The organism is Alcaligenes sp. WGS1538 (assembly GCF_043187505.1).
Lineage (GTDB): Bacteria > Pseudomonadota > Gammaproteobacteria > Burkholderiales > Burkholderiaceae_B > Alcaligenes.
Window position 1 is genome coordinate 1,303,364 of the sequence record NZ_CP171109.1, and the last position, 12,126, is coordinate 1,315,489.

The window sequence follows — 12,126 nt, forward strand, 5'->3', positions numbered from 1 at the left end:
ATGCCTCAGGACGAGCGCGCTTGATCCAGATGGGAGCGGAAGTCGTCGTCATCGCGCGGGGCGGCGCCGGCATGCAGCAGACTGATCTGCTGGGGTGTGACGCCGATGAGTATCTCGCGGTCGTCGACCTGGACCAGCGCCAGGGTGGCCCGCGCGCCCAGGCGCTGGCTGTCCAGGATGCGGATGCGCCTCGTCTGGCTCTGGCGCAGCAGCCCGCCGCGGCGAGCCGCCCAGGCCGCCGCCAGAATCATCCCCACCACCAGGATCAGGCTGAGCAGGATTCTGACGAGTTGGCCCTGATCCATCAGCGTCGTCCGTTCAGGCGCTGGATGCGGTCGGACGGGGTGATGATGTCGGTCACCCGGATACCGTATTTTTCGTCCACGACCACCACTTCACCCTGGGCGATCAGGTAGCCGTTGACATAGATGTCCAGCGGTTCGCCCGCCAGGCCGTCCAGCTCAACGACCGAGCCCTGGCCCAGTTGCAGGATGTTCTTGATGGTCAGGCGCGTGCGGCCCAGTTCGACGGACAACTGGACGGGGATGTCCATGATCATGTCGATGTCGCTGCCGCCGCCTTCGCTGCTCTGGTGGATGGGCTGGAACAGCGTGCTGGCGGCCGGCGTCGGCTCGGGCGTGGTGGCGGCCGTCTGCTCGGCGAGCGCGGACGCCCAGTCGTCGTCCATGGACTGTCCCAGGCCCTGGGCCTGATTGGTCTGGCCGGCCTGCTGCTCGGCCATGGCGGCGGCCCAGTCGTCCTCGGGAGCAGACCGGTCGTTGGGGTTGAGAGGGTCGGTCATAGGGACTTACCTTTAGTCAAGTCGGTGTCGTTGGTGGCCAGTATGTTCTGCACGCGCAGGGCGTAGCGGCCGTTGGACGTGCCGTAGCGGCATTCCAGAACGGGCACGCCGTCCACGTGGGCTTCGATGATGTCCGGGATGTCGATGGGCAGCACATCGTTGACCTTGAGCTGCGTGAGCTGGGAGATGGTCATGTCTATGCTCACGAAGTCGGCGATCAGTTCCACCTGGGCGCTGCGCACCTGGCGCGAGAGCTGGTGCGTCCAGCGCTGGTCGATGGCGTTGGAGCCCGTGTCCTGCAGGGGCCGGGTCAGGATGTCGCGCACTGGCTCGATCATGGAGTAGGGCAGGCAGATGTTCAGGTTGCCGCCCTGCGCGCCGAATTCGATGTTGAAGGAGGTCACCACCACGATGTCGTTGCTGCTGCTGATGCTGGCGAACTTGGTGTGCATCTCCGAGCGCATGTACTCCGCTTCCAGCGGATAGATGGATTCCCAGGCGCCGCAGTAGCTCTCCAGCGTCAGGGTCAGCAGGCGCTGGATGATGCGCTGTTCGGTGGTGGTGAAGTCCCGGCCTTCGACGCGGGTGTTGTAGCGGCCATGGCCGCCGAACAGGCTGTCGATGATCAGGAAGACCAGGTTGGGGTCGAAGGTGAACAGGGACACGCCGCGCAGGGGCTTGAGCGAGATCATGTTCAGGTTGCTGGGCACCGGCAGGTTGCGTTCGAAATCCGAGTATTTCTGGATGCGGATCGAACCTACGGTGATGTCGGCGTTGCGGCGCATGAAGCTGAGCATGGTCGAGCGCAGCCGGCGGGCGAAGCGTTCGTTGATCAGCTCGAGCGTCTGCATGCGGTGCCGCACCACCCGGTCGGGCGAGGTCAGGTCATAGGCCCGTACGCCCGAGGTGTTCTCGCTCAGCGGCTTGGTGTCAGCGCCTTCGCCGGTGACACCGGCCAGCAGTGCATCGACTTCGTCTTGGGATAGGAAGCTCTGATACGACATTATTGGATGACAAAGGCGGTGAACAGGACATCGTTGATGCGCGGCTGGGCCGGATTCGGAGGATACTGCTCCTTCAACCCGGCAGTGAGCTGCTGGACCAGGGCTTGGCGGCCCTCCGGCGTCTGGATGTGGGAAGGCTGCTGTTCGGCCAGAATCTTGAGCACGCGGTCCCGCACCATGGGCATGTATTCGAGCAGCATGGCGCGCGAGCCGTCGTCCTGCACGCGCAGCGTGATGCCTACGTACAGGATGCGCGAGCGCCCGTTTTCGCTCAGGGTGACGGTGAATGGATCGAGCGGCGCAAAAATGGGTTTGGCGGCGATGGGTGCCGGCGCGCCATCGGCTTCGGCGGCGGCGGCGGGATTGCCTTTTTCCGACCACTGCAGCCAGGAAGGCGGGCTGTCCTGCTGCCAGGAATAGTACAGGGTGGCGCCCACGCTGGCGGCGACAATAAACAGAACCAACAGACCGGTCTTGATCAGGCGTGCGAGTTTGGTGGATGCTTTTCGGGCCATGTGAGTGTGAGCGGTGGGTAACTAGCGTAATACGGTAGGACAAGCGTGCATGCGGCCTGGGCCGGCACGCTTCCCAAGGTTATTGTGCCCGAGGCGCAAGGCCGCGGGCGCGGCGAATAGACGCTGCTTTTCAAGCTTGATCATGCTTTTTGCCGTGGAGACCGTCGGGCTGGTGCTCAGGCGAAGGTGTCCACCAGCGCGTTGGCATCCAGCAGGCGGGCGGGCGGGGCGGCCGGAGCAGCGGCTGCGTCGGCTTCGGCATGGCCGTCCAGACTGAATGCCGGTCCGCTGGACGCTTGTCGGCGGGCCGCCAACTGCTCCTGGAACTGCTGATGCGAGGCGTGCTGGTCGCCCACGTCGGCCTGCCCCAGGGTCAGCCCGCCGTCGGCGAACTGCTGCTGCAACTGTTGCAGGGACTGTTCAATGGTGTGGCGTACCTGGGCATGGGGGGAGGTGATCATGGCGTGGGCCACGCCGTCCTGGATATGCAGCGTGATGCGCAGAGGTCCCAGTTCCGGAGGGTCCAGGCGGATGTCGGCGCTCTGGATCTGTCCCTGGGCCTGTTGGGCCAAAGCGATGAACTGGCGACCCAGGGCGGCGCTCCAGTCGGGCGACTGCAGCGGGGTCGGAATGCTTGCCTGGGCGACAGGAGTCGTGCTTGCGGACATGGGCGCCGGGGCCGCGGGTACGCTCAGCGGCTGGGCCGCGATGCGTGGTGCTGCGGCCTGTTCGTTCGGCGCCGAAGGCGTTTCGGCGTTCAGACGTGGTTCCGGAATTGTGGAGAAGACGGAGACGGCTTGCGGTGCGGGCTCGGACTTGGCGCCGGCGCGCGGCGCGGCGTTCTGGGACTGAACAGCGGAGGCGGGCGCCAGGCGCTGGCTGCGCGCGGCGCTCGCCACGGCGGCCGCCAGGCCGGCGTCGCCGGCAGGAGCCGGGGCTGAACGCAGCGGGGCATCCTGGCCGGGCGTTGGAGCAGTCGCATCGGGGGACGAAACAGTTGCCGAGTCGATGCCGAGAGCCGCGGCAGCCAGAGTCGGGCCGGGCAGCCCGCGGCCGTTCGTCGATTCTTCGGCCTGGGCGGCGGACAAGGGCGCCTCGCTGCGAGCGGCGCCTTGGCGCAAGGCCTTGATTTCGGACAGGATGGACAGCGCCAGGGCGGGCAGGCCGCTTTGCGCCGTGTCATCGGCGGCAGCCACGTCCGCCTCATCCGTGGGCAGCAAGGCGGTCGGGTCCTGGTCTGTCATCAGAAGGGGCAGGGCGGCATTGGTCTCCGCCGCCTGTGCGTCGGCGGGAATATCGCCGTTCGTCGGGCGCGCGCCGCCCTGGACTTGCTGCTGTTGCGCCTGCAGGTGCGCGGCGAAGGCGCCGTCGCCCCGTTGCGCGGCAGCGCCGGTGTTGACGGCGGCGTCCTTGCCGGCGGGGCCGGCCGAAGGGATAACCAGGAGGGTGGGCGAGGTCATGTGCGGCGCTTGTTCAATAGGCTGACTGGCTGCGGAGGTACAGGCGCGCGGCGATCTCGTCGTTGGCGCGCTGCTCCATCCGGAGTTGTTTGCGTTGCTGTTCCTGCTGGCGACGGCCGATCAGGGTCTCGTAGGCGTTCAGGCGCCGCTGGCGCGCATGCCACTCCTGGCGTCCTTGCTCGATCTTGTCTTCCAGCGTCAGGATGACCTTATTCTGCTGGGAAATGGCATCGTCCAATGTGGCGATAAAGCGGCGGAAATTGTGGTAGTTCGCCATGGACAGCCCGGTCCGGCCGGCGTCCAGCAGGCGCTGGGCGTAGTCCTGCCGATAGCTTTGCAGCATGTCCAGCTGGCTGTTGGCCGCATCGCGCTGGCCGGTCAGCTCCTGGAGCTGGCGGCCGGCCTCGTCGACCTGGCCTTGGGTCAGGTCGACCAGCGTATGCAGGGAGGCATTGGCTTTCATGGTCATTGTCCGTGGTTCAGTACGGCATTCAGTTCGTCAAAGGCGCGCGCCACATCCACGCGCTGCTGCATGCCCTGCTTGAGGTAGGCCTCCAGCCAGGGGTAGCGTTCGATGGCCTCGTCGATGCGCGGATCGTTGCCTCGGGTGTAAGCGCCCACGGCGATCAGGTCGCGGTTGCGCTGATAGCTGGAGAGCAGTCCCTTGAAGCGGTGCACCTGGCTGTATTGTTCAGGCTGGACGATGGCCGACATCACGCGCGAGATGGACGCCTCGATGTCGATGGCCGGATAGTGGCCGGTCTCGGCCAGGCTGCGCGACAGTACGATGTGCCCGTCCAGGATGGCGCGGGCGGAGTCGGCGATGGGGTCCTGCTGGTCATCGCCTTCGGTCAGCACGGTATAGAAGGCCGTGATGGAGCCGCTGCGGCCCTGCGCGTCGGGTTCGCCGTTGCCGGCGCGCTCGACCAGCGCCGGCAGCTTGGCGAATACCGAGGGCGGATATCCCTTGGTTGCAGGGGGTTCGCCGATGGCCAGGGCGATCTCGCGCTGCGCCATGGCGTAGCGGGTCAGCGAATCCATGATCAGGAGCACGTTCTTGCCCTGGTCGCGGAAGAACTCGGCTAGGCGGGTCGCGTAGACGGCGCCCTGCAGGCGCAGCAGCGGCGAGACGTCCGCCGGAGCCGCCACCACGACGGAGCGCTGCAGCCCGTCCTGTCCCAGGTTGTGCTCGATGAATTCCTTGACTTCGCGGCCCCGTTCGCCGATCAGGCCCACGACGATGATGTCGGCCTGGGTGTAGCGCGCCATCATGCCCAGCAGCACGCTCTTGCCCACCCCCGAGCCGGCGAACAGGCCCATGCGTTGTCCGCGTCCGACGGTCAACAGGCCGTTGATGGCGCGCACGCCCACGTCCAGCACCGTGTCGATGGGACTGCGGTTCAAGGGATTGGGCGGCGTGTGGTTCAGCGATACCGAGGCTTCGGCCTCGACCGGACCCAGGCCGTCCAGAGGTCGTCCGTTGCCGTCCACGACCCGGCCCAGCAGGCCCATGCCGACGGGCACGTGGCGCGAGCGGGCCTGCGCGGGCAGGCTGTCGGGCTGGTCGGAGCAGGGCAGGGGAACGGGCGGCTGCACGTCCGGCTCCACGGGAACCACGCGCGCTCCCGGAGGCAGGCCGGAGATGTCGCTGAGCGGCATCAGGTACAGCGAATTGCCCTGGAAGCCCACCACCTCGGCTTCCGCCCAGATGCCCTGGGCGGCCGACAGCTCGATCCTGCAGGCGGCGCCCACCGCCAGTTTCAGCCCGGTGGCTTCCAGCACGAGTCCGGTGGCGCGCACCACGCGGCCGCTGCGCAGGCTGGGTTCGATGGCCTGCACGCGCTGCTGGGCCGAGAGCAACTGGGCCCGCCAGCGATCGGAGGCATCGGCATAGGGACAATAGGCGCGATGCGGCATGGTGCTCAGGATTCCTGGTCGGGTTGCAGGCCCAGGGCGGCCAGGGCGCGTCGCCAGCGTGTCGTCAGTGTCGCGTCTATATCGCCGTAGGCCGAGCGCACGATGCAGTCGCCGCGTTGCAGCTTGGCGTCCGCCTGCAGGCGCCAGGGACGCAATTCGGCTTCGCTGCTCAGGTATTCGCGCACCAGGGCCACATCTTCCGGATGCAGGGACAGCACCAGCAGGCTCGTGTCGCCAGGGTCGGCGCGCAGTACGTCGGCCACCAGATCCCGGATGCGTTCAGGCTGGGCATCCAGGGTGCTGCGCAGCACGTGTTCGGCAATGCGCGTGGCCAGGCTGATCAGCGCCTGGCCGATCTCCTGGTCCAGCGTTTCTATGGAATGGCTGCATGCGCGATTCAGGGCCATGAAGGCCTGGGCGTGCTGCTCGATCTGTTCCTGGGCCTTGGCCATGCCGGCCGCCACGCCGGCTTCATAGCCCTCGGCGTGGCCGCTTTCCCGTCCAGCCGCCTCGCCGGCGGCGCGGCCTTGCTCATAGCCGGCCTGATAGCCTTCCTGGTGGCCCCGTTCCTGGGCCTGCGCCCGCTGGTCCTCCAGTTGCCGCTGCAGTTCTTCGTCAGTGGGCGGAACGAACTCGGGCTCCGCCGGGACGGCCGGCTCCTCGGGTTCGTCCAGCCCCTGCATCTGCCAGCGGCTCCAGCTCTCCTGAAGCTCGGCGTAGGCAGATGCCTTGTTAGACATATTCGTCCCCGCTCATGCCGCCCAGCGTGATCTGGCCGTTTTCGGCCAGCCGGCGGGCCACCTGCACGATGGCTTTCTGTTCCTGCTCGACCTTGGACATGCGGATCGGGCCCTGCGATTCGATGTCTTCGCGCAGCATCTCGGCGGCGCGGTTGGACATGTTGCGGAAGAACTTGTCGCGCAGCTCTTCGGGCGCGCCCTTCAGGGCGATGGTCAGCGCCGAGGTCTCGATTTCCTTGAGCAGCAGCTGGATGGCGGTGTCCTCGATGTCGGCCAGGTTCTCGAAGACGAACATTTCGTCCACGATGCGCTGGGTCAGGTCCGCGTCCATGCTGCGCAGGCTGGTCAGCACGGATTCCTCGGTGCTGGCGTTCATATAGTTCAGCATCTCGGCGGCGGTGCGCGGGCCGCCCATCTTGCTGCGCTTGGCGCCCTGGCCCGACAGCATGGAGTTGAGCACTTCGGTCAGTTCGTGCAGGGCGGCCGGCTGCACGCCGCCGAAGGTGGCGATGCGCAGCACCACGTCGTCGCGCAGGCGTTCCGTGAGGTGGCCCAGGATGTCGGCGGCGCGGTCGCGCTCCAGGTGCACCAGGATGGTGGCGATGATCTGGGGGTGCTCGTCGGCGATCAGTTCGGCCACGCTGGAGGCGTCCAGCCAGTTCAGGGCGTCGATGCCGCTGCTGGCGCCTTCGCCCACTTCCAGGATGTCCTCGATGAGGCCGGCGGCGCGATCCGAGCCCAGGGCCTTGGTCAGCACCGAGCGTATGTAGGCGTTGGAGTCCAGGGTGACGGCCATGAACTGGTCGGCTTCCTGGCGAAAGCTTTCCAGGGCCTCATCCATGTCGGCGCGCGTGAGCTGCTTGAGCGAGGCCATGGCCGAGCTGAGCTGCTGCACTTCGCGTGGCGAGAGGTAGCGGAATACCTCGGCCGCCGCGTCCTCTCCCAGCGACATCATCAGGATGGCGCTGCGTTCAACGGAGTTGTCTGCTTTAGCCGTTTTCATTTTTGTCTTCTTTGGTCAACCAGGAGCGCAGCACCATGGCGACCGCGCGTGGATCGCTGTGGGCCATGGCGCGCGCCGTGTTCAGATTGTCTTCATAGCGGTTCATCTCGGCGGCGCGCTGTTCGGCGGCCTGTTCGCGCGCCTTGTCTTCCTTCTGGCGCTCGACGCGGGCGTCCGCGTTGGCCTTGGCCTGGATCAGGCCCTGGATGATGGGATTGACGACGATGCGCCAGGCCATGAAGAGGATGAAGGCGAAGACCAGGTATTTGATCATGTCCATGGCGAGCTCGCGGTACTCCGGATTCTTCCAGAAGGGTGGGTCGGTTTCGCCTTGTTCGTTGAACAGACCGTTGACCACGCTCAGGGTGTCGCCCCGGTCGGCGGAGTAGCCCACCGCCTGCTTGACCAGGTCGCGGATCTTTTCCAGTTCGTCCTGTTCCAGGGGCTGGCTTTCGTTGTCCTTGTTGCGATAGTTGACCACCACGGCTACGGACAGGCGGCTGAGCTGGCCCATCGGCCCCTTGACGTGGCTGATGGTGCGGTCCACTTCGTAATTGATCGTGGCGTCGTTGCGGGCGTTGCCGGCGCTTTGCAGTAGGCGCGCCTGCTCGGCGAGCGAGCCCAGGGACGGATCGTTGGCGCCGGCATTGGGCGCGTTGCCCGCCGCCTGGGCGTTCTGTGCGCCTTGCGCGTTCTGGGCCTGGCCGTCCTGGCCCTGGGGAGGATTGACGATGTCGGCTGTCGCATTGGTCGGCGGCTGGTTGCTGAGCGCGCCGGGCACGCCTTGCGCCTGCGTCGGATTGCGCTGCAGCGTGGAGCTGGTCTGCTGGCTGCGCACGGCGGCCTGGCCCGGCGCCTGGTTGGGCTTGTAGACCTCGGATGTCTGTTCGCGGCGCGAGAAGTCCACTTCGGCCGTGACCTGGGCGCGCACATTGCCGGCGCCCACCAGGGGATTGAGCAGCGTCAGGATGCGTTGTACGGCGCGGTACTCGATGTCGTTGACGAAGTTGCGCTGCAGGCTGTCGGCGCCCGATTCGCCCGATGGCGCGGTCAGCAGACGGCCGTTCTGGTCGATGATGGAGACTTTGTCCGCGGCCAGGTTGGGGACGCTGGAAGAGACCAGCCAGGTAATGGCCGACACCTGGCCTTCGGTCAGGCTGCGCCCGGGATAGAGCGACACCACCACGGAAGCGGTGGGCGACTGGCGGTCGCGTACGAACAGGGTCTCGCGCGGCATGGCCAGGTGCACGCGGGCTTCCTGGACGGAATGCACGGCCTTGATGGAGTTGGCCAGTTCGCCTTCCAGTGCGCGCTGGTAGGTGACTTGTTCATTGAACTGGCTGGCGCCGAAGCGGCTCTGGTCCAGCAGTTCGAAGCCGGCGTTGCCGCTGCGCGGCAGGCCTTGAGCGGCCAGTTGCATGCGGGCTTCGTGCACGCGCTCCTTGGGAACCAGGATGGCCGTGCCGGTGCCATTGAACTGGTAGGGCACGTTCATCTGGCCCAGGGCGGAGACGATGGCGCCGCCGTCGCGGTCGTCCAGATTGGAGAACAGGACCTGGTAGTCGGGGCTGCGGCTCCACATCAGGAGCCCGGCGATCAGGGCGACCAGGGCGGCGCCCAAGCCGATCAGCGCGACCTTGGGCAGCGAACGGATTGCATTGTAGCCAGGAATTCTGCTCAGCATTTCTGCTGTCTGACTCATGGGTGACCTCGGTGAGGCAGATGCGGGGTTCTGCATGGAATCAGGGGAGTTCAAATCAGGGCGGGCTCAGGCTGGCGGTGGGAGGAAGGGCGTATGCCGCGAGTGGGATGGCAGCCTTAGACAGGCATGCTGGCGATTTCCTGGTAGGCGGCGACCAGCCGGTTGCGCACTTGGACAGTGGCTTGGAAGGCGATGCTGGCTTTCTGCAGGTCTATCATGACGTCGTTCAGGGAGACGCCCGATTCGCCCAGTTCGAAGGCCTGCGCCTGCGCATTGGCGGCGTTCTGGGCCTGCGACACCCGGCTGAGCGAGCGGGCCAGTTCGGCGGCGAAGCCGCCTGTCGCGGAGGCGACCGCCGGCGAGGAGGCCGAGGCGGGAGCGCCGGCGGCCTGGGCCACGGCGCGCATCTGGGCCAGAACGTTTTCAATGCTGGAGAGATTGGAAATCGACATATTCGCTTGCCACAAAGTCACGATGGGCTGCGCACGCAGGTGCGGGCAGCTTGCCTTGCTTAATGTAACGTTTTGAGCTCGATGGTAAGCAGGGTATCTATCGCCAAAAACAGGGGCTTTTCTTCCCTTATGAACGGCACGGTCAGGGTTGGCCGTTTTCTTTCAGCGCCTGCAAGGCCGAGGCGGCCTTGGGATGGCCTTGCTCCAGTGCGTACAGCCAGGCCAGCAGTTCGGCGACGGCCTGGTACAGCTGGGGCGGCACATGGCGGTCCAGGTCGACCTGCATGAGCAGGCCCACCAGCTCGGGGGACTCGTGGACGTACAGGCCGTGTTCGCGCGCGGTGCGCAGGATGTTCTCGGCCAGGGTGCCGTAGCCTTTGGCGACGACCCGCGGCGCGCCGTCCTGGGGATCGTAGCGCAGCGCGACGGCCTGCTGGCGGTTGGAGGAGGCGTCAGTCGACATGGCGGGGCTCGTCCGGTTCAGGCGTTTCGGCCTCGATGTGCAACTGGCTCAGGTGCAGGCCTTGTTCGTGGAGCCGCTCGCGCAGCGCCAGCCTGTGCTCGTCCAGATAGGAAGCGGATTGCTGCGCCTGGATGTTGACCAGCAGTTGCTGGTCCAGCAGATTGAGCCGCAGCGTGACCGGGCCCAGGGCGGGCAGGTCCAGGTGCAGGGTGCTGGACCAGTGTTCGGGTTCTTCGTCCGGTCCGGCCTCGTGGCGCTGGATGGTCCAATCCATGTCGGCCTGCGGCCAGGCCTGCCCTTGCCACTGTATGACCTGGTTGGCCAGCACGTCCAATTGCTGGCGCACCAGCAGGGCCGGCGACTGATCGGCCTGCTGGGCGGCGTGGCCGGAAGGGCCTGCGGACGGCGCGGGGGAGGCCGGGTCGGCGGCCGGGCGCGGGGCGAGATTCTGGGGTTCCTGCTGCAGTTCGGCTGCGCTGCGCTGTCCGAAATGCAGGTCGGACAGATGGGATTCATAGAACAGGCCGCTGTGTTGCAGCGCCTGGGGCAGGGCCTGCGCGAAGTGGCGCGCCAGCGCGGCTGCCGGGCCTGCGTCGCCGGCCTGGGCCGTGGAAGCCTGCGCGGCCGGTGTGCCGGGGCCCGCTGCGCCCGGCGCTGGTCCGCCGGTCGCGGGCAGGGGCAGGCGTTGCTGCGCCAGCGTCTGCACGAGGGAGCCGCCGGTTTGGGCCGGAGCCTGGTCGGCGCGAGCGTTGCCGCCCGCGTCCGTGGCCGGACGTTGCGGAGAAGACGTTTGCGGATCGGGGTCGGCGGGCAGCAGGGCCTGTCGCCCCTGGACGGCGGGAGCACGGTCGGGGAAGCGCTCCAGCAGAGCCAGGATGAACTGGGCGGTGCGCCCCAGCGTGGTGGGAGCCGAAGGCGTGCTGGAGGTATTGGTCCCGCTGTCCAGCAGCTTGGGATCGACCGGCTCGCGCCCGCTTTGAGTGCGCAGAGGCGTCGATGCCTGGCGCTGCGATTCGGCCCGTACGTGATCGACGCTTTGGCGCGGGTCGCGGCCCGTGGTGTTTTCCGGGCGCTCCGCGCGCGTGCTGCCCGGGGTCTGGCTGACGGCGTCCGGACGGGCGCCGCTGGCGATATTGCTTTGCTGGGAGGTGCCTATTCCCAGCACGGCGTCCAGCCGCTGGATCAGCAGCGTCCCCAGAGGGGAGGGGCCGCCTATGCTCATGAATGGACGCCGGGGCTGTAGTAGGCCTGCAGGACGGTCTGTTGGCGTTTCATGTTGCCCAGCAGAGCGCCCAGACGGGCGAGTTCAGGCATGGCCAGGTGGCGGATCTCGGCATCGTCTTCCAGGATCTGGGTCAGCAATTGGCGCCGCGCCTGCTTGTCGGTGGCAGACAAATCTTCCATGTTCTTGAGCTGCTCGACGGCTTGCCGATAGTGTTCGGATTGTTCGAGGACATCGTCCCAGCGCGCCGTACGGGCGAGTTCCAGCATGTGGCGGGTAATGCCGGCGATGGTTTCGTATTGATCGACGATCAGGCTTGGGGTATCGCTCATGTTCGTACCAGGCGCTTGGGGCGCAGAATGGGTTGGGGGTGCAGGGTCGGGTGCAGCTTTTCCTGCGAACCCCGGAGTCAGGTAGGCACGTTGGCGCGCTGCGTATCGACACTGGTGCGCCAGGCATCGGCAATGTCGGTCAGCAAACGTTCGGCCAGCGCGAGCTTATCCGGGTCGTTGCGAAGATTGGCAAGCATCAGGTTTTGCAGAATGATGTCGTACGTGGCAACCAGGTTCCGAGCCAAGTCACCGCCTTTCTCGACGTCCACGGCCATTTTCAAGCCGGTGTCGACAATGTCGATCGCCTTCGACAAGGCCTGCCCGCGCCCCGTCACGTTGCCGTTCTGCATGTGCAGGCGGGCCTGAAGGATGGCGGCGCGCGCGCCGTTGAACAAGAGAGTGATCAGGTGTTCAGGGCTGGCGCTGAGCACCTCGGTTTCCAGGCCGACCTGGGCGTAGGCCCGGGCCGACTGCTGGCCGAAGCGACGGGAAGGGGCGGGGTAACTCATAAACG

General features: G+C 66.6%; 15 protein-coding genes. All 15 read right to left on the bottom strand.

What is annotated here, in order from left to right; translation table 11 throughout:
* Positions 1-5 precede the first annotated feature (5 nt).
* The gene (gene fliO, locus ACF3ND_RS06040) at positions 6-305 is read right to left on the bottom strand and encodes a flagellar biosynthetic protein FliO (RefSeq protein ID WP_394065171.1); all 300 of its coding nucleotides are present in this window, start codon (positions 303-305) and stop codon (positions 6-8) included.
* A complete protein-coding gene (fliN, locus tag ACF3ND_RS06045) occupies positions 305-802 on the bottom strand; it encodes a flagellar motor switch protein FliN (RefSeq protein ID WP_394065172.1) in 498 nt (165 codons plus the stop codon). Before fliN ends, fliO begins: the two co-directional genes overlap by 1 nt.
* Complete coding sequence (fliM, locus tag ACF3ND_RS06050) at positions 799-1,806, bottom strand: flagellar motor switch protein FliM (RefSeq protein WP_394065173.1); 1,008 nt, start codon at positions 1,804-1,806, stop codon at positions 799-801. Before fliM ends, fliN begins: the two co-directional genes overlap by 4 nt.
* Complete coding sequence (locus tag ACF3ND_RS06055; protein WP_394065174.1) at positions 1,806-2,321, bottom strand: flagellar basal body-associated FliL family protein; 516 nt, start codon at positions 2,319-2,321, stop codon at positions 1,806-1,808. Before ACF3ND_RS06055 ends, fliM begins: the two co-directional genes overlap by 1 nt.
* A gap of 176 nt (positions 2,322-2,497) precedes the next feature.
* Positions 2,498-3,781, bottom strand: a complete 1,284-nt coding sequence (locus tag ACF3ND_RS06060) for a flagellar hook-length control protein FliK (RefSeq protein WP_394065175.1) — start codon at positions 3,779-3,781, stop codon at positions 2,498-2,500.
* A 13-nt stretch (positions 3,782-3,794) separates the two neighbouring features.
* Entirely contained in the window at positions 3,795-4,244 is a 450-nt protein-coding gene (fliJ, locus tag ACF3ND_RS06065; protein WP_394065176.1) for a flagellar export protein FliJ, read from the bottom strand.
* 2 nt (positions 4,245-4,246) lie between these two features.
* On the bottom strand, positions 4,247-5,698 hold the full coding sequence (fliI, locus tag ACF3ND_RS06070) for a flagellar protein export ATPase FliI (protein ID WP_394065177.1): 1,452 nt from the start codon (positions 5,696-5,698) through the stop codon (positions 4,247-4,249).
* Positions 5,699-5,703: 5 nt separating this feature from the next.
* Positions 5,704-6,438 carry a flagellar assembly protein FliH gene (gene fliH / locus ACF3ND_RS06075; protein WP_394065178.1) on the bottom strand — a complete coding sequence of 245 codons (735 nt, stop codon included), beginning with the start codon at positions 6,436-6,438 and terminating at the stop codon, positions 5,704-5,706.
* Positions 6,431-7,441: a flagellar motor switch protein FliG gene (fliG, locus tag ACF3ND_RS06080; protein ID WP_394065179.1), complete on the bottom strand. Its 1,011-nt coding sequence runs from the start codon at positions 7,439-7,441 to the stop codon at positions 6,431-6,433. Before fliG ends, fliH begins: the two co-directional genes overlap by 8 nt.
* Positions 7,428-9,143: a flagellar basal-body MS-ring/collar protein FliF gene (gene fliF, locus ACF3ND_RS06085; protein ID WP_394065180.1), complete on the bottom strand. Its 1,716-nt coding sequence runs from the start codon at positions 9,141-9,143 to the stop codon at positions 7,428-7,430. The genes fliG and fliF overlap by 14 nt, the downstream gene beginning before the upstream one ends.
* 116 nt (positions 9,144-9,259) lie before the next feature.
* A complete protein-coding gene (fliE, locus tag ACF3ND_RS06090; RefSeq protein ID WP_394065181.1) occupies positions 9,260-9,595 on the bottom strand; it encodes a flagellar hook-basal body complex protein FliE in 336 nt (111 codons plus the stop codon).
* A 142-nt stretch (positions 9,596-9,737) separates the two neighbouring features.
* Positions 9,738-10,058, bottom strand: a complete 321-nt coding sequence (locus ACF3ND_RS06095; RefSeq protein WP_394065182.1) for an EscU/YscU/HrcU family type III secretion system export apparatus switch protein — start codon at positions 10,056-10,058, stop codon at positions 9,738-9,740.
* Complete coding sequence (locus ACF3ND_RS06100; protein WP_394065183.1) at positions 10,048-11,280, bottom strand: flagellar hook-length control protein FliK; 1,233 nt, start codon at positions 11,278-11,280, stop codon at positions 10,048-10,050. Before ACF3ND_RS06100 ends, ACF3ND_RS06095 begins: the two co-directional genes overlap by 11 nt.
* The gene (locus tag ACF3ND_RS06105; protein ID WP_394065184.1) at positions 11,277-11,612 is read right to left on the bottom strand and encodes a flagellar protein FliT; all 336 of its coding nucleotides are present in this window, start codon (positions 11,610-11,612) and stop codon (positions 11,277-11,279) included. The genes ACF3ND_RS06100 and ACF3ND_RS06105 overlap by 4 nt, the downstream gene beginning before the upstream one ends.
* Positions 11,613-11,689: 77 nt before the next feature.
* Complete coding sequence (fliS, locus tag ACF3ND_RS06110) at positions 11,690-12,121, bottom strand: flagellar export chaperone FliS (protein WP_394065185.1); 432 nt, start codon at positions 12,119-12,121, stop codon at positions 11,690-11,692.
* Positions 12,122-12,126: the final 5 nt, after the last annotated feature.

Bases quoted from the DNA above. Each gene is read 5' to 3' on its own strand.
- fliM (WP_394065173.1), bottom strand. From the start codon at position 1,806: ATGTCGTATCAGAGCTTCCTATCCCAAGACGAAGTCGATGCACTGCTG.
- fliF (WP_394065180.1), bottom strand. From the start codon at position 9,143: ATGAGTCAGACAGCAGAAATGCTGAGCAGAATTCCTGGCTACAATGCA.
- ACF3ND_RS06105 (WP_394065184.1), bottom strand. From the start codon at position 11,612: ATGAGCGATACCCCAAGCCTGATCGTCGATCAATACGAAACCATCGCC.
- fliS (WP_394065185.1), bottom strand. From the start codon at position 12,121: ATGAGTTACCCCGCCCCTTCCCGTCGCTTCGGCCAGCAGTCGGCCCGG.
- fliN (WP_394065172.1), bottom strand. From the start codon at position 802: ATGACCGACCCTCTCAACCCCAACGACCGGTCTGCTCCCGAGGACGAC.
- fliG (WP_394065179.1), bottom strand. From the start codon at position 7,441: ATGAAAACGGCTAAAGCAGACAACTCCGTTGAACGCAGCGCCATCCTG.
- ACF3ND_RS06060 (WP_394065175.1), bottom strand. From the start codon at position 3,781: ATGACCTCGCCCACCCTCCTGGTTATCCCTTCGGCCGGCCCCGCCGGC.
- fliI (WP_394065177.1), bottom strand. From the start codon at position 5,698: ATGCCGCATCGCGCCTATTGTCCCTATGCCGATGCCTCCGATCGCTGG.
- fliE (WP_394065181.1), bottom strand. From the start codon at position 9,595: ATGTCGATTTCCAATCTCTCCAGCATTGAAAACGTTCTGGCCCAGATG.
- ACF3ND_RS06100 (WP_394065183.1), bottom strand. From the start codon at position 11,280: ATGAGCATAGGCGGCCCCTCCCCTCTGGGGACGCTGCTGATCCAGCGG.
- ACF3ND_RS06095 (WP_394065182.1), bottom strand. From the start codon at position 10,058: ATGTCGACTGACGCCTCCTCCAACCGCCAGCAGGCCGTCGCGCTGCGC.
- fliJ (WP_394065176.1), bottom strand. From the start codon at position 4,244: ATGAAAGCCAATGCCTCCCTGCATACGCTGGTCGACCTGACCCAAGGC.
- fliH (WP_394065178.1), bottom strand. From the start codon at position 6,438: ATGTCTAACAAGGCATCTGCCTACGCCGAGCTTCAGGAGAGCTGGAGC.
- ACF3ND_RS06055 (WP_394065174.1), bottom strand. From the start codon at position 2,321: ATGGCCCGAAAAGCATCCACCAAACTCGCACGCCTGATCAAGACCGGT.
- fliO (WP_394065171.1), bottom strand. From the start codon at position 305: ATGGATCAGGGCCAACTCGTCAGAATCCTGCTCAGCCTGATCCTGGTG.